General features: G+C 41.1%; 22 protein-coding genes. 13 read left to right on the forward strand and 9 right to left on the reverse strand.

Annotated elements, in window-relative coordinates; genetic code table 11:
• Positions 1-24: 24 nt before the first annotated feature.
• Positions 25-1137 (reverse strand): energy transducer TonB, encoded by a 1113-nt coding sequence (locus tag PSH50_RS11575; protein WP_273587734.1) that lies wholly within the window; start codon positions 1135-1137, stop codon positions 25-27.
• 455 nt (positions 1138-1592) lie between these two features.
• Between PSH50_RS11575 and ribA the strand changes: the two genes are divergently transcribed.
• From ribA to csrA, 6 genes are all read left to right on the forward strand, one after another.
• Positions 1593-2216 (forward strand): GTP cyclohydrolase II, encoded by a 624-nt coding sequence (gene ribA, locus PSH50_RS11580; RefSeq protein ID WP_024031598.1) that lies wholly within the window; start codon positions 1593-1595, stop codon positions 2214-2216.
• An 80-nt stretch (positions 2217-2296) separates the two neighbouring features.
• Positions 2297-3085 carry a BPSS1780 family membrane protein gene (locus tag PSH50_RS11585; protein WP_004587511.1) on the forward strand — a complete coding sequence of 263 codons (789 nt, stop codon included), beginning with the start codon at positions 2297-2299 and terminating at the stop codon, positions 3083-3085.
• On the forward strand, positions 3085-3537 hold the full coding sequence (locus PSH50_RS11590) for a regulatory protein RecX (RefSeq protein ID WP_004587512.1): 453 nt from the start codon (positions 3085-3087) through the stop codon (positions 3535-3537). The genes PSH50_RS11585 and PSH50_RS11590 overlap by 1 nt, the downstream gene beginning before the upstream one ends.
• Before the next feature lie 19 nt (positions 3538-3556).
• Positions 3557-6157, forward strand: coding sequence for an alanine--tRNA ligase (gene alaS / locus PSH50_RS11595; RefSeq protein WP_055254821.1), 2601 nt, complete (start codon positions 3557-3559; stop codon positions 6155-6157).
• 6 nt (positions 6158-6163) lie between these two features.
• The gene (locus PSH50_RS11600; protein WP_024031600.1) at positions 6164-7381 is read left to right on the forward strand and encodes an aspartate kinase; all 1218 of its coding nucleotides are present in this window, start codon (positions 6164-6166) and stop codon (positions 7379-7381) included.
• A gap of 89 nt (positions 7382-7470) precedes the next feature.
• The gene (csrA, locus tag PSH50_RS11605) at positions 7471-7662 is read left to right on the forward strand and encodes a carbon storage regulator CsrA (RefSeq protein WP_004587515.1); all 192 of its coding nucleotides are present in this window, start codon (positions 7471-7473) and stop codon (positions 7660-7662) included.
• A gap of 50 nt (positions 7663-7712) precedes the next feature.
• Here csrA and PSH50_RS11610 read toward each other — a convergent pair whose 3' ends face one another.
• From PSH50_RS11610 to PSH50_RS11620, 3 genes are all read right to left on the reverse strand, one after another.
• Complete coding sequence (locus PSH50_RS11610) at positions 7713-8180, reverse strand: YcxB family protein (protein ID WP_004587516.1); 468 nt, start codon at positions 8178-8180, stop codon at positions 7713-7715.
• A gap of 155 nt (positions 8181-8335) precedes the next feature.
• Positions 8336-8527, reverse strand: coding sequence for a hypothetical protein (locus tag PSH50_RS11615; RefSeq protein WP_004587517.1), 192 nt, complete (start codon positions 8525-8527; stop codon positions 8336-8338).
• A gap of 52 nt (positions 8528-8579) precedes the next feature.
• The gene (locus tag PSH50_RS11620) at positions 8580-8753 is read right to left on the reverse strand and encodes a DUF1328 domain-containing protein (protein WP_002961939.1); all 174 of its coding nucleotides are present in this window, start codon (positions 8751-8753) and stop codon (positions 8580-8582) included.
• A gap of 528 nt (positions 8754-9281) precedes the next feature.
• Between PSH50_RS11620 and PSH50_RS11625 the strand changes: the two genes are divergently transcribed.
• The 5 genes from PSH50_RS11625 (at position 9282) to PSH50_RS11645 (ending at position 13757) form a co-directional block, all read left to right on the forward strand.
• Positions 9282-9527, forward strand: coding sequence for an OadG family protein (locus PSH50_RS11625; protein ID WP_024031602.1), 246 nt, complete (start codon positions 9282-9284; stop codon positions 9525-9527).
• A 9-nt stretch (positions 9528-9536) separates the two neighbouring features.
• Entirely contained in the window at positions 9537-11315 is a 1779-nt protein-coding gene (gene oadA / locus PSH50_RS11630) for a sodium-extruding oxaloacetate decarboxylase subunit alpha (protein WP_273587733.1), read from the forward strand.
• A gap of 11 nt (positions 11316-11326) precedes the next feature.
• Positions 11327-12457 carry a sodium ion-translocating decarboxylase subunit beta gene (locus PSH50_RS11635; protein ID WP_004587520.1) on the forward strand — a complete coding sequence of 377 codons (1131 nt, stop codon included), beginning with the start codon at positions 11327-11329 and terminating at the stop codon, positions 12455-12457.
• 138 nt (positions 12458-12595) lie between these two features.
• Positions 12596-13567: an aldo/keto reductase family oxidoreductase gene (locus PSH50_RS11640; protein ID WP_004587521.1), complete on the forward strand. Its 972-nt coding sequence runs from the start codon at positions 12596-12598 to the stop codon at positions 13565-13567.
• 13 nt (positions 13568-13580) lie between these two features.
• On the forward strand, positions 13581-13757 hold the full coding sequence (locus PSH50_RS11645; RefSeq protein ID WP_004587522.1) for a hypothetical protein: 177 nt from the start codon (positions 13581-13583) through the stop codon (positions 13755-13757).
• Positions 13758-13829: 72 nt separating this feature from the next.
• Here the strand turns inward: PSH50_RS11645 and PSH50_RS11650 are convergent, their stop codons facing one another.
• Positions 13830-15143 carry a peptidoglycan DD-metalloendopeptidase family protein gene (locus PSH50_RS11650; protein ID WP_004587523.1) on the reverse strand — a complete coding sequence of 438 codons (1314 nt, stop codon included), beginning with the start codon at positions 15141-15143 and terminating at the stop codon, positions 13830-13832.
• A gap of 379 nt (positions 15144-15522) precedes the next feature.
• Between PSH50_RS11650 and tyrS the strand changes: the two genes are divergently transcribed.
• Positions 15523-16722, forward strand: a complete 1200-nt coding sequence (tyrS, locus tag PSH50_RS11655) for a tyrosine--tRNA ligase (protein ID WP_273587732.1) — start codon at positions 15523-15525, stop codon at positions 16720-16722.
• Between the two features lie 70 nt (positions 16723-16792).
• Here tyrS and PSH50_RS11660 read toward each other — a convergent pair whose 3' ends face one another.
• The 4 genes from PSH50_RS11660 to folE2 all read right to left on the reverse strand — a co-directional run bounded on the left by PSH50_RS11660 (position 16793) and on the right by folE2 (position 20196).
• Positions 16793-17737, reverse strand: a complete 945-nt coding sequence (locus PSH50_RS11660) for a regulatory signaling modulator protein AmpE (RefSeq protein WP_273587731.1) — start codon at positions 17735-17737, stop codon at positions 16793-16795.
• Positions 17738-18445, reverse strand: coding sequence for a 5'-methylthioadenosine/S-adenosylhomocysteine nucleosidase (gene mtnN, locus PSH50_RS11665; RefSeq protein ID WP_004587526.1), 708 nt, complete (start codon positions 18443-18445; stop codon positions 17738-17740).
• Positions 18446-18564: 119 nt separating this feature from the next.
• Entirely contained in the window at positions 18565-19161 is a 597-nt protein-coding gene (locus tag PSH50_RS11670) for a DUF2726 domain-containing protein (protein WP_024031608.1), read from the reverse strand.
• 114 nt (positions 19162-19275) lie between these two features.
• Positions 19276-20196, reverse strand: a complete 921-nt coding sequence (gene folE2 / locus PSH50_RS11675) for a GTP cyclohydrolase FolE2 (protein WP_055254809.1) — start codon at positions 20194-20196, stop codon at positions 19276-19278.
• Between the two features lie 226 nt (positions 20197-20422).
• Between folE2 and arcB the strand changes: the two genes are divergently transcribed.
• Positions 20423-22741: an aerobic respiration two-component sensor histidine kinase ArcB gene (arcB, locus tag PSH50_RS11680; RefSeq protein ID WP_273587730.1), complete on the forward strand. Its 2319-nt coding sequence runs from the start codon at positions 20423-20425 to the stop codon at positions 22739-22741.
• Positions 22742-22743 lie beyond the last annotated feature (2 nt).

Raw genomic sequence — 22743 nt, forward strand, 5'->3', positions numbered from 1 at the left:
AAAGACGCTATAATACCTTGCGTGTTATCTGGCTATTTTAAAGTCGAGCTGTACTTGCGTACTTGCAACAACGGGTTGGCCGTTTTCAAATTTTGGTGCATAACGCCACTTTTTAAGTGCCGTAAGTGCCGACCTTTCAAACTCTTTCCCCCCTTGTGAGCTAACTACCTCTGGGTTTTTAACAAAGCCTGCGGTATCTACGTCAAATTCAACAACGACAATACCGTCTCGCATTTGGCGTGCTTTGTTTTGTGGGTACTCAGGATTTTTGCGGTATATAGGTGTTTGCTCTTGTGTTTTTTTCCACGGCACCATTTTAGCAATTGCTAAACAATGCTTAGTGGCTTGTTCGCTTTGGCCTGTTTTTTCGTAAAGGTTAACAAGCTTTGAGTGCGCAGTAAGCTCAGCGCTGTGATCAAAGCTTAAGTTGTTATCAAATACCGATACAACATGGTTTAGTCGTTCAATGGCTTCATTGTATTTTTTCTTACCTTGAGCAAACGACGCCATTAAAAAGTCGGCTTTAATGCGCTCTACGGTATTGTCGTCTAGGTTATTACGGTAGTAGTCATCGGCTTGGTTAAGCAGCGTTTTAGCTTTATGGTACTTTTTATGAGCAAATTTTTTGGCTAACAGCGAGGCTGCTTCAAACTGCATGTCGGCAACAAATTTAGGGTTGTTTTGTGTTTTAGCAATCTCAATTATACGCTCGTAATCGTTATCGGCTTGATAGGCCGAGCTGGTGTTTTCCGCTTTGCCTATTAGGGCATCGATTGTTTCTATTGCATTTTTACCGTGGTTATTTGCCAGTATTGTATAGGCTTGCGAGTAAAGTTCGAAGCGTTGCTCTGATACATTTTTTTTGTCGTTGGTAGAGCGCGGCGCTGTAATTGCTTTGGCGTAATTAATAGCAAGGCTTGCGGTGTTATCACTTTTATCACCATAAAGCGCAAGGCCTGTAGTATAGGCATGTTTAGCCGCTTGCTCTATGTTTTTGTCTTTTTTAACAGCCGTTAAATAACTTTGGTATGCATCAGAAAAGGCGGCTTTATCATCGCTTACTTGGCTTGCATTGGCCTGGCTTGCAAAAGGCGTAAAGGTTAATCCGATAACTAAGGCGAGGTGTTGTGCTTTCATAATAATCCCTATTAGTGTTCAATCTAGAAACAAAATACCACAAGTGATAATAGTTTTCATTACTCTTTGTGTGGGCGCTTGCTTATAAAACTAACTAATTACCTAATACCCATGTGCACTAAGCTGTAACTAACTTTCGTCATTAAACTGTACTAATAGTGCCTGCAGAGATAACTAGGTAACACCGTTTTAGCTTTTTATAGGTGCGGTGTATTAACTTAATGTATAAGCAGCGTGGTAAAAGTAATAAAATTAAAATAGCAAATGCGTACAAGTTTGTCATTGTTTTGGGGAAATAGCCCTAGGTAGTGGGAGTTTATTGCATATTAAGATTGAAAATAGGCTGTGTAATCGCCATATATTTGCCATAAACCTAGTGTACTACGATCTAACTTTAAACATTTGTGATATTATCACCTTATGGTGTCGTAGTTATTTAATTATTTGGATTTGTCGTGGCGCAAGTAAGAGCAAGAGCCCAGCTTAATGTTGGCAAAAATAGTGATATTCCCGCAGAAATAGTGTCTTTTAGTGGCTTAAAAGACGGCCAAGAACACGTTGCGTTTGTATTTAACAATGCTGATGTAAATCAAAATGTGCCGCTTATTCGCATGCACTCTGAGTGTTTAACCGGTGATGTGTTTCATTCATCGCGCTGCGATTGTGGCGAGCAGTTAAATGAGTGTATTGAAATGATGCACGAGCAAGGCGGGGTATTATTGTATTTACGCCAAGAGGGCCGAGGTATTGGTTTATATAATAAAATTGATGCTTACGTGCTGCAATCTCAAGGTATGAACACTTACGAGGCTAATAACCACTTAGGCTTTGCCGATGACTTACGTGATTTTTCGGACGCGGTATTAATGCTCAACGCACTTAATTTAAGCCACGTTAAATTAATGACCAATAACCCTAAAAAGCTTAATGCATTAAAAGATGCCGGCATTGAAGTAGACACCGTTATTGGTACCCATGCGCACATTAAAGCAGGCCTTACAGGTAACAAAGCTTACCTAGAAACCAAAATAAAACACGGCGCACATATGTTAGATATTAAAAAAATTAAAAAACCTTAACTATTTAATCATGTAGTGTCTGTTAATCCCCCCTCACGCCAAGTTATACTTGGCGTGTTTTGTTTAATTTAAGAGCCAGTATGTCTAACGAATTACGAATTTTTAAAGCCGATGCCGGGCTAAAGTGGTTTAAAGCCGGTTGGCATATTTTTAAAACCCAGCCATTTACCTTTGTAGTTATGCACTTATTAATAGGTATAGTGGGCATACTGTCGTTATTTTTACCTTTGCTGCAAGTTGTTGCGGCACTTGCTACGCCTTTTTTAACCGCCGGTTTTTACCAAGCGGTGCTTAGCAAGCAGCAGGGCGGTAAAATTATGCTAGCAGACATACTCAAACCCTTTAGCGCAAAAGGTAACCGTTTAGGGCTACTACGTTTAGCGCTTTACCAAATGGGGGCGGGTATTTTAATGGCCTTGTTAGCTAATGGCCTATTTGCCGATGCGGTGGCTATTATGAGCCAAGAGGGGCTTGATCCTAACATTGCGCTTGAGCAGACCTTAAATAGTATTTCGGGCGCCAGTGTGGTGCTATTTTTAGTGGCAATGGCGGTGTATTTAATGGCGTTTGCTTACGCGGTACCGCTTATTTATTTTAGTAAAGAAAAACGCATTTTAACGGCGCTTAAAAATTCGCTATTGGTTTTTTATCATAACCTGTTCGCATTGAGTGTTTTTGGCATTATTTGTGTGTTATTTATGGCGCTTTCTATGTTCTTATCGTTCTTACCGCTGTTGATTTTAATGCCAATTTGCTACATTAGTTTCTTTGTATCTTATCAGGCTATTTTTATGCCAGTTGTACCGCCAAGTGACGATAGCAATGTTAAACCACTTAGCAGTGAACAAAGCGGGCGCTTTGACGCTTAATGGATGATAAGTTAAAACAAAAACTTAAAAACTATGTACTGTGGTTACTTGGGCGCCAAGAGTATTCGCGCCGTGAGTTAACCTTTAAGCTTCAGCAAAAAGAAGCCAGCGACGAGTTTATAGAAACCCTGCTTAATTGGTGCGAAGAGCACAATTTTATTAACGAGCAACGTTATTGCGAAGGGTTTGTCAGAAAACACATTTTTAAAGGCCATGGCTTAAAGCGCATTCAAAGCGAAGCCATAGGCAAAGGGATTGACCGTTCACTACTTGAAAGAGTGGTTGAAGAGCTTGAAATAGACTGGTTTGAGCTTGCGCAGGAAGCGTACAACAAAAAGTATTCAACTACACCGGCCAACCTCGAGTACAAAGATAAAGCTAAGCGCGTGCGCTACTTAATGTACCGAGGATTTAGCTACGAACAAATTGATTTTGCAATGCAAGCACAGTAAATACAGGTGAGATTTTCACATGCAGCACATGACTACGGCACAACTTAGGCAACAGTTTTTAGACTTTTTTGCCAGCAAACAGCACCAAATTGTCCAATCGGCTTCACTTATTCCGGGTAACGATGCCACGTTGTTATTTAACAATGCCGGTATGGTTCCTTTTAAGGATGTGTTTTTAGGCGCCGAAACTCGCCCTTACACGCGTGCTACAAGTGCACAGCGTTGTGTGCGTGCTGGTGGTAAACATAACGATTTAGAAAACGTAGGTTACACAGCGCGTCACCATACATTTTTTGAAATGCTAGGTAACTTTAGTTTTGGCGATTACTTTAAACAAGACGCTATTAAGTTTGCGTGGGAGTTTTTAACTGAGGTTGTTAAATTACCACAAGAAAAACTACTTGTTACTATTTACCACGACGATGAAGATGCATTTGGCTTTTGGCACAATGATATTGGCCTAAGCGAAGATCGTATTATTCGTATTGCTACCTCAGATAACTTTTGGTCAATGGGCGATACTGGCCCGTGTGGCCCGTGTTCTGAAATATTTTACGATCACGGTGAGCACATTTGGGGTGGTCCTCCGGGCTCGCCTGAAGAAGATGGCGACCGCTTTATAGAAATTTGGAACCTTGTATTTATGCAGTACAACCGTCAAAGCGACGGTACTATGGAGCCGCTGCCTAAACAATCTGTTGATACAGGTATGGGCCTTGAGCGTATTGCTGCTATTTTACAAGGCGTGCATTCAAACTACGAAATCGACTTGTTCCAAGGCTTAATTGCAGCTGCGGCAAGTGTAACTAACGCACAAGATTTAAACGATAAATCGCTACGCGTAGTGGCGGATCATATTCGCTCGTGTGCGTTTTTAATTTCTGATGGTGTTATGCCATCAAACGAAGGCCGCGGTTATGTATTGCGTCGTATTATTCGTCGTGCAGTGCGCCATGGTAACAAGCTTGGTGCACAAGGTGCGTTTTTCTATAAACTGGTTGCAGCGCTTATTGAACAAATGGGCCAAGCCTACCCAGAGCTTGCAAAGCAGCAAGAAATTATCGAAAAAGTACTGCGCATTGAAGAAGAACAATTTGGTAAAACCCTTGAGCGTGGCTTAGCTATTTTAGAAGAGAGCCTAAGCGAGCTTAAAGGCGATGTTATTCCTGGTGACTTAGTATTTAAATTATACGACACCTATGGTTTCCCTGCTGATTTAACGGCCGATGTAGCCCGTGAACGCCAAATGACAATAGACCATGCAGGCTTTGAAGAGTGCATGGCTGTACAGCGTAAAACAGCGCAGCAAGCTGGTAAATTTGGTGCCGATTACAACGAGCAATTAAAGTCAGAAAAACACACTGAGTTTAAAGGCTACGACAGCACACATCATAGCGCTACAGTAGTAGAAGTGTTTGCAAATGGTGAGTCGGTTTCTATTTTAGAAGACGGCCAACAAGGCATTGTTGTACTTAACCATACGCCATTTTATGCAGAATCTGGTGGCCAAACAGGCGATACCGGTACCATTACTGTTGCAGGTGGCGAGTTTACTGTGACTAACACTACTAAACTGGGTAATGCGTTTGCACACCACGGTAGCGTACAAGGGCGCATTGCGGTTAACGATAAAGTAGATGCCACTATTGATGATGCACGCCGTGAACGTATTAAGAAAAATCACACAGCTACGCATATTTTACACGAAGCACTGCGCCAACTATTAGGTGAACACGTAAGCCAAAAAGGCTCGCTGGTTGAGCCTGAGCGTTTACGTTTTGACTTCTCACACTTTGAAGCGGTTACTAAAGACGAGCTACGTGAAATTGAGCGTGTAGTTAACGATGAAATTCGTCGTAACTTTGCCCTAAACACTGAGCTTATGGCGATTGATGACGCTAAAGCAAAAGGGGCAATGGCGCTGTTTGGCGAAAAGTACGACGATGAAGTACGCGTAGTAACTATTGGCGATTACTCAATTGAACTGTGTGGCGGTACGCACGTAGAGCGCGCGGGTGATATTGGCTTATTTAAAATTGTATCTGAAAGCGGTATTGCTGCAGGCGTACGCCGTATTGAAGCTGTAACAGGCGCAGATGCAGTGGCGTATGTAAGCGAGCAAGAAAAACAGCTAAACGATGTAGCGGCGCTGGTAAAAGGTGATAGCGCATCGGTACTTGAAAAAGTAACTGCGCTTCTTGAAAAGTCTAAAGGCCTTGAAAAGCAAATTGCACAGCTTAACGATAAGCTAGCCAGTGCAGCGGGTGCGTCTTTACTTGATTCGATTGTTGAAATTAATGGCGTTAAGCTATTAGTGGCAAACGTTGAAGGAACTGAATCTAAAGCGCTTCGTGGTATGGTTGACGACCTTAAAAACAAGATTGGCTCAGGTGTTATTGCACTGGGTGTTGCCAGCGGCGAAAAAGTAAGCCTAATTGCCGGTGTAACGAAAGATTTAACCGGTAAAGTTAAAGCTGGTGAGCTTGTAAACCACATGGCAGGCCAAGTAGGCGGTAAAGGGGGCGGTCGTCCTGATATGGCACAAGCGGGTGGTTCACAGCCTGAAAACCTAAACGCCGCGCTTGAAAGCGTGACAGCCTGGGTAAGTGAGAAAGTTTAAGCTTACGTGGCACTTATTGTCCAAAAGTTTGGCGGCACTTCGGTTGGCTCTATTGAGCGAATAGAAGCGGTCGCCGACCTTGTTGTTAAAACTAAGCAGCAAGGTCATCAAGTGGTTGTGGTTCTTTCGGCCATGTCGGGAGAAACCAACCGCTTAATTAACCTCGCCAAGCAAATAGATACTCGCCCGAGTAGCCGAGAATTAGACGTACTTATTAGCACTGGAGAACAGGTTTCTGTTTCGCTCCTTGCTATGGCTATTATAAAACGTGGCCATTCGGCTGTAAGCCTACTAGCCGATCAGGTTAATATTCAAACCGATAACATGTTTGGTAAAGCCCGTATTGAAGAGGTTGCTGCGACGCGTTTAAAGCATGAGCTTGAGCATAATCGGGTTGCGATTATTGCCGGTTTTCAGGGGCGCGATGTAGAGGGCAATATTACAACCCTTGGACGTGGCGGCACCGATACCTCTGCGGTAGAGATAGCCGCGGCAATAAAAGCCGATGAATGTCAGATCTATACCGACGTTGATGGCGTATACACTACTGATCCTCGTGTAGAACCAAACGCACAGCGAATGCGCCATGTAACGTTTGCCGAAATGCTAGAGCTGGCAAGCTTAGGCGCAAAAGTATTGCATATTCGTGCTGTTGAGTCGGCTGGTAATCATAAAATGCCGCTAAGGGTGCTTTCGAGTTTTGAGCCCGATGAAGGAACGCTAATAAGTTTTGAGGAGAGCGATATGCCAACTAAGGTTGTGTCGGGGATTGCGTTTAATCGTGACGAATGCTTGATAAAGGTACATGGCGTACCATACTGTGTTCATTCTCTTACAAAAATTTTGAAACTTTTTGCAGAAAATGGCATCGAAATAGATATGATTAGTCAAGTTAATCATAACTTTGAAAAAATAGACTATGCTTTTACTGTGCATTCAAATGACTATTTGCAAGCACACGATTTACTAACTCAACAACAGGTAAATCTGCAGGCTGATAGCATTTCTAGTGATACAACAGTTGCAAAAGTGTCGGCTGTTGGCATAGGAATGAAGTCTCACAGTGGTGTAGCGCATCAATTTTTTGATGCATTGGCGCAAGAAGGCATACACATAGTTTTAGTATCGACGTCTGAAATCAAGGTATCGGTTTTAATTGACGAGAAGTATTTAGAACTAGCAGTAAGAGCGTTACACTCAGAATTTTTAACAGAAAATGGATAGTTTGGGAGTTTTTACTTACTTTTCAATCAATTTTTCATTAAAATGGTCAAGCGGAATCTTATAATTTATTGGAACATGGGAGCAAGAGAATGCTAATACTAACTCGTAGAGTAGGTGAAACCCTAATGATTGGTGACGAAGTAACTGTTACTGTATTAGGTGTTAAAGGAAATCAAGTTCGAATTGGTGTTAACGCACCTAAAGACGTTTCAGTGCATCGTGAAGAGATTTACATGCGTATACAAGCTGAAAAGTCTAACCCTAATCCGGGCAATGCTTAATCAACACGTATACTTAGCTGAGTAATGCACTTAGCTATACCAAAAGCCACTCACTGAGTGGCTTTTTTGTTTATAAAATCGCGCATTTCATCGGTTAATACACTGCTAGAAATATATTGCATACCTTTATTATGGTGCACTAAGTAGCCGTGGTTAGTTTTAATAATATGGGTTATTTCTGCCCACTTAAATGTATGGCTTTTATAATGGTTTTCGGTGCTAATAGCGTCATCAGTAAACGAAAGAGTAACCGTTGAGCCCGAAGCACGACTAAACATTTGGCGCGTAACCCACCAAGGCCTGCGGTAATAAAAGGCAACGCATTCTAATACACCTAGCATTATTAAAAATGTACCTAGGTAATGATCGTCCATAGCGTAAATACTAATTAAACCTAAGCACACCAGTAATGCCAGCAAAAAATACTTTGGCTTGGCTGCTTTACTATAAGAGTGGGACTCGTCAAAGCATTCGTAGTAGTAGGGTTTATCGAGTGTGTAAGTGGTGGTCAGTGCCATAATTGCTAATAAGTAATAGTTTTCGCTATTTTAACAAGCTAGCGTAAAAATCACACCCGTTAATGTAGGCTATGCATTATAAGAGTTAGAAGCCCCTTTTTATTAGCGCACAAAAAACGGCTTATTAAAAGCCGTTTTTTACGTTACCAAACAGATTAACAGTTAGTTTCTTCTGCATTAACGCCTTCTTTTACATTTTCACATGCATCTTCAACAGAGTTTTGCACGTCAGTTACTGCTTCATCAATACGCTCACCTGCTTCTTCTGCGTGGTTGTCTTCACAACCCATCATAAAGAAACCTGCAAATACGGCGATTAGTGCTGCTTTTAAAGTTGTTGAGTTCATAATGTAATTCCTTGTATATGTTGATTGTTTAGTGTTTTAAGTATGTTAGTAGCTACCTGGGCGATTTACCGCGCAGCGCACCTGAAACTAAAGAAATCACTAAAAGTACTAAAAAGATAAAGAATATAATTTTTGCTATACCAGCTGCGGCACCTGCGATACCACCAAAACCTAACACTGCAGCGATTAAAGCAATAACTAAAAATGTAATTGTCCAGCGTAACATTGTTTTCTCCTTGGTTATCAAATTCGTTCGAAAGTAATAATGCCAGTTGCGTGCCAGAGTTTAATTTTATTATTTTTCAGTGTGTTATGGTTTTTTGAGCGAAGATTGTAAATTTAGGATTGGTAAGTTTTACGTTTAACGATGTAACTTATTCACACTATTGTAAAGAGAGTAAAAAAATAAATATTTTTTGCGCGCTGCTTAACTAATCTTGGTAAGACCAATTTACATTTTAGCCCAAACTGATTTTTTACCTGCCGTTTAACTTACTATTTTTTATAGTTTTTAAGTTTTTTTGGGTTTAACCATATAACCTTTGCCTATAACGGTTATTTTTATCATCTATATCTAAGCTAATTTAACCCTGTATTAGCTATGTTAACTATTGTGACTGTATGTTAGTTTAATTTTAATTGGTTTTACCAATTGACAGGTGGTGGACAAAGTTAAAAGTTTTGTTATCATTCGGTGAATAATTATTTAAATAAAGCGGTTTTTTATATCGCTATATAGTGCAGGGGGAGAAAAATGGATATAGGAGCTGTACTCACAACCGCAGGTAGCTTGATGCTTACGGGCATGGTGGGCGTGTTTGTATTTCTTTCAATATTGATTGGTGCTGTGTCACTCATGTCTAACTTGGTTGCTCGTTTTGACGAGGCTGAAGTTGCAATACCGGTTAAATCACCATCTTTAAAATCTCAAGGTGTGCCAAACGAGCACATCGCTGCTATTAGTGCTGCCATTGCTCAGTACAAATCAAATAATAAATAAGAGGCACACATGGCTAAATTAAAATTAACAGAACTTGTTTTACGCGATGCTCATCAGTCTTTACTTGCAACCCGTATGCGCTTAGATGACATGCTCCCTATTGCTAGCAAACTTGATGATGCCGGTTATTGGTCTATTGAGTCATGGGGCGGCGCTACGTTTGACTCGTGTATTCGTTATTTAGGTGAAGACCCGTGGGAGCGTATTCGTGCCCTTAAAAAAGCAATGCCGAATACTAAACAGCAAATGCTATTGCGCGGGCAAAATTTATTGGGTTACCGCCACTATGCCGATGACGTGGTAGAAAAGTTTGTAGAGCGTGCCCACAAAAATGGTGTAGATGTATTTCGTATTTTTGACGCCATGAACGATGTACGTAACTTAGAAACGGCAATTAAAGCGGCTGTAAAAGTAGGAGCACACGCGCAAGGCACTATTTCTTATACTGTAAGCCCAGTGCATACCCTTGATATGTGGTTAACCCTTGCAAAACAGCTAGAGGATTTAGGTTGTCACTCTATTTGTATTAAAGATATGGCAGGCTTATTAAAACCATACGATGCAGAGCAACTTATTAAAGGGCTAAAAGAAACCGTTTCTATCCCTATTGCTATGCAGTGCCATGCAACCACAGGTTTAAGTACTGCTACATATCAAAAAGCCATTGATGCAGGCATTGATATGCTTGATACCGCTATTTCTTCAATGAGTATGACTTACGGTCATTCAGCTACAGAAACCATTGTAGCGATTGTTGAAGGAACGCCCCGCGATACCGAATTAGATTTAAACCAGCTAGAAGAAATAGCGGCTTACTTTAGAGATGTACGTAAAAAGTACGCTGCCTTTGAGGGGAGCCTTAAAGGTGTTGATGGCCGTATTTTACTCGCGCAAGTACCTGGTGGCATGTTAACCAACATGGAAAACCAACTGAAAGAGCAAGGCGCAGCAGATAAGCTAAATGAAGTATTACTTGAGATCCCACGCGTGCGTGAAGATTTAGGTTTTATTCCGCTAGTTACTCCAACATCGCAAATTGTAGGCACACAAGCAGTACTAAATGTGCTTACGGGTGAGCGTTATAAAACAATTACCAAAGAAACCGCCGGTGTTTTAAAAGGCGAGTATGGTTTAACACCTGCACCTATGAACAAAGAGCTGCAAGAGCGAGTGCTTGATGGCAGCGAGGTTATTACGTGTCGCCCTGCAGATAATATAGCCCCAGAGCTTGCATCGCTTGAAGCAGAGCTGCAAAAAGAAGCGGAAGAACAAGGTTTAATACTTGCTGATGAGCAAATAGATGATGTGCTTACCTATGCATTATTCCCACAGGTTGGCCTTAAATTTATTAAAAACCGTAACAACCCAGATGCCTTTGAAGCAGTGCCAAGTGCTGATGATGCAAACGCTAAGCCTGCAGCAAAACCTGCAAGCAACAAAGGTGTTAGCGCTGAGCAATACAGCGTTAAAGTTGACGGTAAAGTTTACGATGTAGTGGTTGCGCAAGGTGGCGAGCTTAAAGAGGTAACGCTAAAAGATTCAGAGCACTTACCACAATCAGCATCGGTTGCATCAGGTGAAACACTGAATGCGCCACTGGCAGGTAATATTTTTAAAGTAAAAGTAAAAGCAGGCCAAGCCGTAAACGAAGGCGATGTGGTTGTTATTATGGAAGCGATGAAAATGGAAACCGAGGTTCGTGCAATGCACTCAGGTACTGTGGCTGAGGTCTTAGTGTCTGAAGGTGATGCTGTGACAACGGGCGATGCAATTATAGCGATGGCGTAGGAGTAGCTTTAATGGAAGGTCTTTTAAACCTTTGGCATGCTACCGGCATTGCTAACTTTACGTTTCCTGGCTTAATAATGATTGCTGTAGGGTGTTTGTTGTTGTTTTTAGCCATTGCTAAAAACTTTGAACCCCTATTACTGCTGCCGATTGGCTTTGGCGCAATACTGACTAATATTCCGGTTGCTGGGCTTTCTGACCCAGGTGGTTTGCTTTATTACGTGTACTACGTAGGTATTGATACGGGGATCTTCCCTTTATTAATTTTTATGGGAGTAGGGGCGCTGACTGATTTTAGTGCGCTTATTGCCAACCCGCGTATGTTATTACTGGGTGCAGCCGCGCAGTTTGGTATTTTTGCCACCTTGTTTGGGGCAATTTTATTAAACTATGTACCTGGCTTTGAATTTAGCTTACAAGATGCCTCAGCCATTGCCATTATTGGCGGTGCCGATGGCCCTACAGCCATATTCTTAGCATCTAAGCTTGCCCCTGATTTACTAGGTGCCATTGCGGTTGCTGCTTATTCTTACATGGCGTTAGTGCCAATTATTCAGCCGCCAATTATGCGCGCATTAACTACACCTGATGAGCGTGCTATTAAAATGCCAGAGCTGCGCAAAGTATCTAAAAAAGAGAAAATAGTATTTCCTTTAATGGTACTGAGCTTAACCGCTATGTTTTTACCAGCGGCTATTCCCTTAGTAGGTATGTTCTGTTTAGGTAATTTAATGCGTGAGTCTGGTGTTGTGGATAGGCTTAGTAACAGTGCCCAAAACGAAATTATTAATATAACCACGATATTTTTAGGTTTGGCAGTGGGCTCTAAACTAGCGGCCGATCAGTTTTTAACTGTAGAAACCATTGGTATTTTGGTGCTCGGTGCGCTGGCATTTGCTATTGGTACAGCGTCGGGTGTGTTTATGGCAAAAGGCCTTAACAAGCTTTCTAAAACACCTATTAACCCTTTAATTGGTGCTGCGGGTGTATCAGCAGTACCAATGGCGGCGCGTGTAGTTAATAAAGTTGGGCTTGAAAATAACCCACATAACTTTTTACTTATGCATGCTATGGGGCCAAACGTAGCTGGAGTACTAGGAAGTGCCGTAGCCGCGGGTATATTACTGGCGCTTGTTGGCTAGTATTTAGGATTTAATCCAACCGATTAGCGCAGTTTACTGCGCTTTTTTTATGCCTATAAAACTGCACGTATTAAAGTTTGTTTGCAGACGTATTTTTGTTTACAGTGAGGGCTATGCACACTAATAAGGATAGTCATCATGCTTCACACCCCTTTGGCAAAATATTTACCTCATGTTAGTAGACTCGTTTTTGGCTGTATGGGCCTAGGCGGCGGTTGGAATAAAGACGCCATTACTAAGGCTCACTTAAAGCAAACTCACGAGTGTATTGATGCAGCCATAGCTGGCGGCATTAACTTTTTTGATCACGCCGATATTTATACCTTTGGCAAAGCCGAGCAGGTATTTGGCCAAGCACTAGCTGAGCGACCAGAGCTGCGCGAGCACATGTATATTCAATCTAAATGCGGTATACGCTTTGAAGATGATAAAGGCCCCAAGCGTTACGACTTTTCGGCCAAGTGGATTGAAGAATCAGTTGAAGGTTCACTTAAACGTTTAAACACCGATTACCTTGATGTGCTTATGCTTCATCGTCCTGATCCTCTAATGGAAGTAGAAGAAATTGCACAAGTATTTAGCTGCCTTCAAGAAAGCGGCAAAGTACGTAATTTTGCCGTATCAAACATGCAGCAGCACCAAATGAACTTTTTACAACATGCCCTAGATATGCCTATTGTTGCTAACCAAATTGAAGCAAGTTTACAAAAACACCAATTTGTTGATGAAGGCGTTTATGCAGGTAATGCAGATGGAAAAGATCTTAACTTTACACCGGGCAGTGTAGAGTATTGCCGCCACTTTGATATTCAAATACAAAGCTGGGGAAGTTTATGCCAAGGGCTATACACAGGGGGCGATTTAACAAATGCATCGCAAGCCGATATAAATACCAGCATACTCGTAAATAAGCTTGCTGCACTTTACGATACAACGCCTGAGGCAATTGTTTTAGCTTGGTTATTACGCCATCCTGCATTAATACAGCCAATTATTGGCACAACGAACGTTGAGCGTATTGCAGCGTCATGCGGTGCGCTAAATGTTACGTTAAGTCGCGAACATTGGTATGCATTGTATGTAAGCGCCAAAGGCCATGAATTACCATAATTAAGGTTTAGGAATGAATATATTTGTTATTTTAATTTGCTTGTTTGTCGCTCTAGCGGTGCTGATACCTTTGCTTGAAAAGTACCAAGGTAAAATGGGGTTGGATGGCGCAACCAAATACAGTAAATATATTTGGCCGCTGGTTATGGTTTCTTTAGTCGTACAGCTAATTTATGTATTAATGAACTAATTAATAAAAAACACAAAAAAGCCTTTGCAGGTTAACCCTGCAAAGGCTTTTTTAGTATCTATAACTTATACGTTACTTAAGTGCTAGCTGTAGTTCGCGATTGCGTTCAAGCTGTGCAATAAAGTTTTCGGCAATAGGTTTAAACTTAGCAAGTTCAGAGCGTGGTAATGGCTCAGACTTAGGTAACTTAACGGTTTTAGGATTACGGTGTACACCATTTACTAAAAATTCGTAGTGTAGGTGTGCGCCTGTTACACGGCCGGTAGAACCCACGGTACCAATTTTGTCACCTTGTTTAACCTTTTGGCCTGTTTTAACAAGCTTTTTGTTAAGGTGTAAGTACTTAGTTACGTACTGTGTGCCATGGCTTATAAATACGTAGTTACCATTGTACTTACTGTAACCTGCTTTAATTACTTTACCGTTACCCGAAGCAACAACCGGTGTGCCTGTACGTGCTGCGTAATCAATACCACGGTGCGCTCTTACTTGCCCTGTTACCGGATGTAAGCGACGTGGGTTAAAGCTCGAGCTAATATACTTAAAGTTTACCGGCGCACGTAAAAATGCTTTTTTCATGCTGCGCCCTTCAGGCGTATAAAAGCTGCCATCGGTATGGCGAATAGCCGCATAACGCTGGCCTTGGTTTATAAATTCTGCCGCAATAATTTTACCAGTGCCAATAAACTCGCCATCAACATAATGCGACTCGTAAATTAGCCCAAACTGATCGCCCTTACGAATATCGTTGGCAAAATCCACATCCCAACCAAATATATCAGCAAAGTTCATTATTTGGCGCTCGCTTAAGCCTGCAGCAATTGCTGAGGTCCAAAAGCTACTAGAAATTTCGCCACCGGCTGTTTTACTCAGTGTTTCTATTTCTTTGCTATCTATTGATGTGTCGTAATTACCTTCGTCATTTAAGGTAACAAACAAAGTATCTGTTTTTGAAATAACATAACGAAGCTGAGCTAAATCACCGTTTTCTGCTGTTGCAAAACTAAGTATTTCACCTGGGTGAATTTTAGTTAGTTTGCGTGTTTCAGCATTGGTGTTAATTAGCTTGTGAAGCGTTTGCGCTGAAAAGCCAGCACGCTTGAAGATAATTGCTAAATTATCGCCGTTTTTAACTTGATGATCGACTAAGTCGTATTCTGGCAGCTTTTCTGCTGCTTCTGGCGAATTTAATTCAGTTAATTTTTCGTTGTCTTCAACTTTAACTTGTAACTCGTAACGCTTACCAATTTCTAGTGCATTTGCACTATTGTCTTTGGATGCAGTCGCTTTTTCTGAAGGAAGAAAGGCTAAGCCAACAATAGCAGAAACCAAACCTAGAATAAGCAATTTGTGTTTTTTGGGAAGCGTGTTAACCACGTGAACCATAACGTGCCTTTTCTGCTGTCGTGAAAATAAAATATATATTAATGCAGGATATACGTAATAAGGTACGAATACTAGTAAATAAAGCTAAAAGCCCCGCAAATGTTAGTAAAATGACAATTTATAGTTGTTTAAGTTTATCGATTTAAACTGATTCTAAAGTGCGCTAAAATCGGCGTTTAAACACCATTTCTAATTGCCTAACACAGTGAGACTAAGCTTATTGAGTTTAGTTGCATTATTCGCATAAAAAATTGTTTTAATTAGGTAGAAATTTGTTATGTTAGCAACATAAGTGCTTTTGGTTTAAATCTGTTTTAAACCCTTATGTAGCAAGTCATCTAGTTGCCCCTTCGTTGGCAGAATTTTGGAGTAATACACAGTGGATTTACAAACCGCTCTAGCAGAGATAAAACGCGGTGCAGAAGAGATATTAATTGAAGACGAATTAGTTGAAAAACTAAAGTCGGGCAAAAAGTTAAAAATTAAAGCCGGTTTCGATCCTACCGCGCCAGACTTACATTTAGGTCACACTGTACTAATTAATAAAATGAAAACCTTTCAAGATTTAGGTCATGAGGTTATTTTCTTAATTGGTGACTTTACCGGCATGATTGGCGATCCAACAGGCAAAAATGTAACACGTAAACCACTGACCCGTGAAGATGTACTTGCCAATGCTGATACTTATAAAGAGCAGGTTTTTAAGATTCTAGACCCAGCTAAAACCACCGTTGCCTTTAACTCTTCGTGGATGGAAAACCTCGGTGCCGCAGGCATGATCAAACTTGCAGCTAATCAAACTGTAGCGCGTATGCTAGAGCGTGACGACTTTAAAAAGCGTTACGGCAACGGACAACCTATTGCAATTCACGAATTTTTATATCCACTTGTACAAGGTTGGGATTCGGTTGCACTTGAGTCAGACGTAGAGCTTGGTGGTACTGATCAGCGCTTTAACCTTTTAATGGGCCGCGAGCTTCAAAAAGTAGAAGGTCAAAAGCCTCAAACAGTATTAATGATGCCATTACTTGAAGGTACTGACGGCGTTCAAAAAATGTCTAAGTCGCTTGGTAATTACATTGGTATTACTGATGCGCCAAACGATATGTTTGGTAAAGTAATGTCGATTAGCGACGTACTTATGTGGCGCTACTACGACTTACTAAGTAGCTTATCAATCGAAGAAATTGCAGCGCAAAAACAACGCGTAGAGCAGGGCACTAACCCGCGTGATATTAAGATTGAGCTGGCGAAAGAGTTAATTGCACGTTTTCACAGTGAAGAAGCTGCGCAAGCCGCACACGATGACTTTATCAAACGCTTTCAGAAAAAAGCGCTACCTGATGAAATCCCTGAGCTGACAATTACGATTGCAGAAGAAGGTATTTTAATTGCTAACTTACTTAAAGAAGCTAATTTAGTAGCCAGTACTTCTGAAGCAATGCGCATGATTAAGCAAGGTGCAGTAAAACTTAACGGTGAAGATAAAATCACTGATACAAAACTTGAAGTAGCAAAAGGCACGACCGCTATTTACCAAGTAGGTAAACGTAAGTTTGCCAACATTACTGTAGCGTAAGCGCAGTTAAAACTAAAAAACCAGCTTAGGCTGGTTTTTTTGTGCGCGTATTTTGGCTGCTAAAAAACCACTAAATCAGCTTTAATATCTCAATACTGATAATAACTAACAGCCAAAATGCACGCGCTTGATTTAATCTATTTATAATCACGGGTACGTCTTCGGCTTTTGGGAGTCGCTCGGTTCCAATACGCATTTTATTAAAACGCTTACCAAAATAAACCGCAGGGCCGCCTAGCTGTACGCCAATAGAGGCGGAGCACACACTTAAAATCCACCCTGTATTTGTTTGATAAAAGTGTCTGCCATAGTGCTTTATGTAATGCATACTTTGTTTACTGGCTTTGCTTGCGGCAATGGTTAATGCAAGTGAGCGTACGGGGATAAATTCGATTATAAACAAAAGTATTTTAAGCGGTTTTAAAAAGTGGCTATTAGGTGAAATATCGGTGCGCCAAGCATGCTGCATTAAAGTCAGTAGCCGATACGCTAAAGCGGCAATTGGCCCAAGTAATAAAAATATAAATATAACGGTAAAGTAATTACGGGCAGTTCGTAAAATTAAGCTTTCAATTAAGGCTTTAATAATACCTGGCGCTGAGAGCTTATTGACCTCTCGGGCAAGCAGTGGCTTTACGAGTTCACGCGCGGTAGATTTTTGGTTTTGTTTTACTAACTTTGCAACACGCAGGGCTTTTTTTTCAATCGCTTTGCTTTCTAGGCACAAATATAAAATGAGGCCCGCGAGCAGCTCAGGATAAAAGGCAAATTCAAGCAGTAACACAATAATAATAAGAATAACGCTTAAAACTAGCGTACAGGCAAGGGTGGAGGCTAAATAAAGGTAACTTTTAGGCTCACTTGGTTTATAAACCCGTTTTCCTATAGCACTAAATATAGCGGTTAATACTGTATTAGGGTGATACCAGCTTTTTAACGGGAAAAAGCGCTCAGCAATGAGCGCCACAAAAAAGGCAATAAAGTCCAAATGGTTTTGAACAATATTGCTTAGCATTTACAGCGTAACTTTTGTTAGTTTTTCCAATAGTGCAACAACCATTTTTGATGAGTTGATTGATGCAGTCTCTAAGTATTCTTCAAACGATTGCGGCGACTCTTTACCGGCAATGTCAGACATAGAGCGAATAACCACAAATGGCGTATTAAGCGCAAAACACGTTTGTGCAATAGATGCGCCTTCCATTTCTACTGCAAGCATTGTAGGAAAGTCGCTGCGTGCTTTATCAATTCGCACTGGGTCACACATAAATGAATCACCCGTACAAATTAAGCCTACTAAGGTTTTTACTTCGCTAATTTGCGCAATGGTTTGCTCGGCAGCTTCAACTAGTTTTGGGTGTGCGGCAAAGCCTGCTGGCATTTGTGGAACTTGGCCGATTTCGTAGCCAAAAGCGGTTACATCTACATCGTGATGGCGTACTTCTGAAGAGATAACAACATCGCCAACACTTAGAGAGGGATCAAAGCCACCGGCAGAACCTGTGTTAATAACACAATCAGGATTAAAGTTATCAATTAATAACGTGGTTGCAATCGTTGATGCCACTTTACCAATACCCGATTGCACAAGTGTTACTGTATTACCTGCTAATTCGCCTGTGTAAAAGGTAAACCCTGCTTTAGTTAGCACTTGTGGGTTTTGCATTGCTTCACGTAAAATTTTAACTTCTGGCTCCATTGCGCCAATAATACCAACATTCATAGTGTTTGATTCCTGAGTTTGAATACGTAGATTATACGTGAAGTTAGCAATAAAAAACAAAAAAGCGAGCTGTTTTACGGCTCGCTTTAAATACTTTTAGGAGAGTATTTAATTCTATTTTAAATTTCGGCTAACGCAGTGGTTTGCGCTTTAGCCTGAGAAGGTGACAATACCGCAGGTTTACTTACACGATTACGTGTTGGACGAGCCGATTGCACCGCTGCAGGTTTGCCTAATTTAAACATAATTGCATCGCGCACCTCAGAAGGGCGGTAGCCTGATTTTACTTTCATACGAATATGTGGAATGCCAGCGGATTCTAAAGCGCCGTTTACAAACCAGTCGCGCTGGGCTTTGTGGCCATCTTTATTGGCGTTGTTAACTAAATCGACCGCAGCCACTATCGTCATTTTTTCTTTATCTACCAGCACAAAATCGAGTTGCTTATTTTTAGCTTTAGCTAAAGCTGCACGTTTTGATTTAGCAGAAAGGCCTTGCTTGCAGTCGATTACATCGATGAGTTTGACGCGGCTCACAATTTTGTATTGATCGCCTACCGCACGCTCTAAAAGATTTAAAAATGCACCCTCAACCTGTGTAAACACGGTTTGTTTGCGGGTAAAAGGATAGGGATTGCCGCCATCATCACTAAATTTTGACGCAACCACAGAGGCCCCAACCACTAATACTAAAATTGATAATAAAGCGAATTCCATACGGTAACTCCATAACAACAAATTGACACTGCTCAAGTAAAGCAATTTACGTGCCTAAAAATTGGTTGTTATGGCTAATTACCGTATGTATTTATTATTGATGCGGCAGGGCTGTTAGGCTTTGTAACCGCCCTCAATTCCTTTAACGGCAATCGCGACTGCATCATGCGCATGGAGCGATTCATAATGATTAATTTGCAGCCAGTAATCACTAAAGTTATCGTTTTCAAGAACCGCTTTAATTTTACGTGCAGCGTCTTCACAAAACATTAAATTTTGACCGTTAAGGCGGGCAAATTCTTGCTCATCTTCACGTTTTACTGCCGCTTGTACGGGGGTTTTTAGCTCAGCTTCTAATGTATCAATTAAATTTACAACGTCAAATTCACTAATTGTGTTGTCTAGCTTTACTTTAACGTTTGCAATTGAGCGCTGTGAGTGAGGCGTTGCCACAATACCCTGCGTTGTACCTAGCCATGCTAAAACATCTTTTTGATTAAGTGTTTCTTGATTAAACTTTTCGCTAAAAGCATTTTGAATAAGTTGGCGAGCAAGTGCTGCAGAGCATGGACAGGTTGATGAATAAGTAACATCAACGCTTAGCTCGTAGCTAATTACGCTATTTTCAATAGTGCTGGTTAGGGTAATTGGGTAGCTTTTCCAACCTGCTTTACCGCTTAATAACGATTTACGACGCAGCGGTAACTCAAATTTAAACTCTATTTGGGCTTTGTCACTTAATCCTTCGTGGCTGGTGATAAAGGTATCGAGTGCTTGAGCTAAAGTTTGTGGGTTAACTTGTTGCTCTGTTGAGAGTAAATCAAGCGCTAAAAATAAACGCGACATATGAATGCCTTTAGCGTCTTCTTTATGCAAATTAACAAAGGCACGCGCTTTTGCGTTAACGGTAACGGGTGCTAAATCTTTCGATTCAAAAATAAATGGCAGTTCTATTTCGCCCATACCAACCCAGTCTAACTTACCTGTTTGTAAGGCGGGAGCCGTATCAGCTATATCGGGCATGTTGGTTTGCATGTGCGCTACTCGTTATTGGTCATAATAAAGCGCAGCATTTTACACTAAATAATTTATTGCTGAAATGATGAGTTTAACAAGTAGGCAAAAGTAAACATGAAAATTTTCTGTTTTTGTCGCACAACATGAATATAGCTAATAGAAAAATGCTAAAATCTGCTGCAAAATGCGTTTGACTATTAATAGGCACTTTTTATTTATGCCTAGTAACGAGATACACTGACCTATGACCGATTCTTCTTTGAGCCCTTGGGCTCGAGTACTTTCTAGTTTAATAACTCGCTTTGGTGAGTTAAAAACCGCGGCAATGTGCTACGCGCTTTTATTAGGCGTGTCGCTTATATTGTCGAGTATGTTTTATTATGTGGCACTGGGTGAGGTTAATTTAGTTGATATTTTAGCAGTGGTATTTTTTACCGCGGTTGTATCTCCTTTTATGATCAGTATTTTACTCAACTCGATTAGACAATTAGATGCCTCATACGCTTATTTAGACAGCGCCACAAAACAAGAAAAGCTGTTAAATCAAACGTTAAAAGATAATATCAACCGCCTCAACATTGAAATAGATGAGCGAAAAATGGCTTTTCATGCCAAGCATCGCGCCATTGAAGAGCTTCGCCGCGAAATAGCAGAGCGTAAAAAAACACAACAAGAACTTGCTCAGCAAGGCATGCTCCTTCGCTCTATTGTCGACTCTTCCCCCGATTTATTTTATTACCGAGATAACAACGGCGTGTTTGCCGGCTGTAATAAAATGTTTGAAGAGGTTATGGGCAAAACCAGCGCTGAACTAATTGGTAAAACAGTGGAGCAGATTTTCCCAAGCTACTTTTTAGCAGAAGTACTCAGAACCGATAAACAAGTCGAGCAAACGCATCAAGCGCTGACAATTGATGTTGAATATATGGTTAATGGCGAAAACCGTTGGTTTGAGCTGCGTAAATTACCGTTTATAAACGATCAAGGTGACTACATAGGTTTGCTTGCATTTGGCCGTGATATAACCAGTCGTAAAGAAGCAGCACAAGCGCTTGAAACAGCCTATAAGGATAAAGGTAAGTTTATAGCAACGCTTAGCCATGAGCTGCGCACGCCATTAAATGGCATTGTAGGCTTAACCCGCATGCTGCTTGATACAGAGCTTAATAAACAGCAACGCAGTTGGTGTAATACGGTGTTTTCGAGTGCTGAAACCTTAGGGAATATTTTTAACGATATTATAGATTTAGATAAAATAGACCGAGAGCAGTTAGATATAGCAACCGACTCTATTAACGTTTCAGACTTTATTAACGATGTAGTGAACTTTGCCGGCTTAATTGCTGAACAAAAAGAGCTTGAATTTTCAATTGAGCGAAATGGCACATTAGATGTTTATGCACTCCTAGACCCAACGCGTTTACGCCAAGTGGTATGGAACTTAATTAATAATGCCGTTAAGTTTACCCAGCATGGCGAGGTAAAACTCACATGTAGCCGAGAAGAGCGTAACGACGGGCCGTGGCTTGAACTTAAAATATCAGATACAGGGCAGGGGATCCCAGAGGATCAACTCTCGCGCATATTTGATATGTACTACAAAGCCCCAGATTTAAGCGGTAAAAACGCGATTGGCTCAGGCATTGGTTTAGCCGTAACCAAAGCGTTGGTCAGTGCAATGAAAGGCACTATTTCGGTAACCAGTACAGAAGGTGAAGGCAGCTGCTTTACAGTACACATACCGCTTAGCTTATGTGTAGCGCCTACCGAACAAAGCTATGCAGGTAGAGGTTTATATATTTTACTTGTAGAGGATGTGCCATTAAATGCTGAAATTGCGACTAACCTGTTAGAGCAGCGCGGCCATGAAGTGATTTGGGCCGAAACAGGTGAAGATGCACTCTCGTTTGTAGAAACCGAAGACGAGCTAGATTTAGTACTACTTGATATGCAACTGCCTGATATAAATGGTGATGAGGTGGCAAGACAAATACGTGCCGATAGCCATTTTGATAAACTACCTATCGTTGCGCTTACAGCGAATGTACGTAGCGCCGAAGAAGACTTAGAAGGTATTTCGGTGCAAGGGGCGCTTGCTAAACCCATTAATACAATAAAGCTTGATAAAATGCTGGCTGATCTGTTTGATATTCAACAAAGTGGATCTGACAAACCGCTGCTAACGGTAAGTAAAGAAGCGCTTGAGGGCATTAATGCAGGTGTGCTTGATGTTGAAACCATTGAAGACTTTGTAAACTCTATGGGGCTTGAAGTATTTAAGCGCAGCAGTGGTTTGTTTGAAAAACTAAACCCGCAATATCAGCAAGAGCTGCAAAGCGCGTTAAATGAAAACGACAGGGAAGAGTACAAATCGGTGGCGCATAAGCTTAAAGGTGCTGCGGGCTCTGTAGGATTAAACGACGTACAGTTACATGCTAAAAAGATGGAACACGGTGCGCTTGATGAATCAGATGAAGTACTAAAAGAATGGTTAGGTATATTGGCAGATAAAATAAATGAAGGACAAATTGCCCTTCATTCGTTTTTACAATTATTAGAGTAAGC

The sequence above is a fragment of the Pseudoalteromonas sp. Angola-7 genome (assembly GCF_028599255.1).
In the GTDB taxonomy this organism is placed as follows: Bacteria; Pseudomonadota; Gammaproteobacteria; order Enterobacterales; family Alteromonadaceae; genus Pseudoalteromonas; species Pseudoalteromonas atlantica.

Excerpts from the sequence above, each read along its gene's own strand:
- PSH50_RS11575 (WP_273587734.1), bottom strand. The coding sequence starts at position 1,137 with ATGAAAGCACAACACCTCGCCTTAGTTATCGGATTAACCTTTACGCCT.
- PSH50_RS11585 (WP_004587511.1), top strand. The coding sequence starts at position 2,297 with ATGTCTAACGAATTACGAATTTTTAAAGCCGATGCCGGGCTAAAGTGG.
- PSH50_RS11590 (WP_004587512.1), top strand. The coding sequence starts at position 3,085 with ATGGATGATAAGTTAAAACAAAAACTTAAAAACTATGTACTGTGGTTA.
- alaS (WP_055254821.1), top strand. The coding sequence starts at position 3,557 with ATGCAGCACATGACTACGGCACAACTTAGGCAACAGTTTTTAGACTTT.
- csrA (WP_004587515.1), top strand. The coding sequence starts at position 7,471 with ATGCTAATACTAACTCGTAGAGTAGGTGAAACCCTAATGATTGGTGAC.
- PSH50_RS11610 (WP_004587516.1), bottom strand. The coding sequence starts at position 8,180 with ATGGCACTGACCACCACTTACACACTCGATAAACCCTACTACTACGAA.
- PSH50_RS11615 (WP_004587517.1), bottom strand. The coding sequence starts at position 8,527 with ATGAACTCAACAACTTTAAAAGCAGCACTAATCGCCGTATTTGCAGGT.
- PSH50_RS11620 (WP_002961939.1), bottom strand. The coding sequence starts at position 8,753 with ATGTTACGCTGGACAATTACATTTTTAGTTATTGCTTTAATCGCTGCA.
- PSH50_RS11625 (WP_024031602.1), top strand. The coding sequence starts at position 9,282 with ATGGATATAGGAGCTGTACTCACAACCGCAGGTAGCTTGATGCTTACG.
- oadA (WP_273587733.1), top strand. The coding sequence starts at position 9,537 with ATGGCTAAATTAAAATTAACAGAACTTGTTTTACGCGATGCTCATCAG.
- PSH50_RS11635 (WP_004587520.1), top strand. The coding sequence starts at position 11,327 with ATGGAAGGTCTTTTAAACCTTTGGCATGCTACCGGCATTGCTAACTTT.
- PSH50_RS11640 (WP_004587521.1), top strand. The coding sequence starts at position 12,596 with ATGCTTCACACCCCTTTGGCAAAATATTTACCTCATGTTAGTAGACTC.
- PSH50_RS11645 (WP_004587522.1), top strand. The coding sequence starts at position 13,581 with ATGAATATATTTGTTATTTTAATTTGCTTGTTTGTCGCTCTAGCGGTG.
- PSH50_RS11650 (WP_004587523.1), bottom strand. The coding sequence starts at position 15,143 with ATGGTTCACGTGGTTAACACGCTTCCCAAAAAACACAAATTGCTTATT.
- PSH50_RS11660 (WP_273587731.1), bottom strand. The coding sequence starts at position 17,737 with ATGCTAAGCAATATTGTTCAAAACCATTTGGACTTTATTGCCTTTTTT.
- mtnN (WP_004587526.1), bottom strand. The coding sequence starts at position 18,445 with ATGAATGTTGGTATTATTGGCGCAATGGAGCCAGAAGTTAAAATTTTA.
- PSH50_RS11670 (WP_024031608.1), bottom strand. The coding sequence starts at position 19,161 with ATGGAATTCGCTTTATTATCAATTTTAGTATTAGTGGTTGGGGCCTCT.
- folE2 (WP_055254809.1), bottom strand. The coding sequence starts at position 20,196 with ATGCAAACCAACATGCCCGATATAGCTGATACGGCTCCCGCCTTACAA.
- arcB (WP_273587730.1), top strand. The coding sequence starts at position 20,423 with ATGACCGATTCTTCTTTGAGCCCTTGGGCTCGAGTACTTTCTAGTTTA.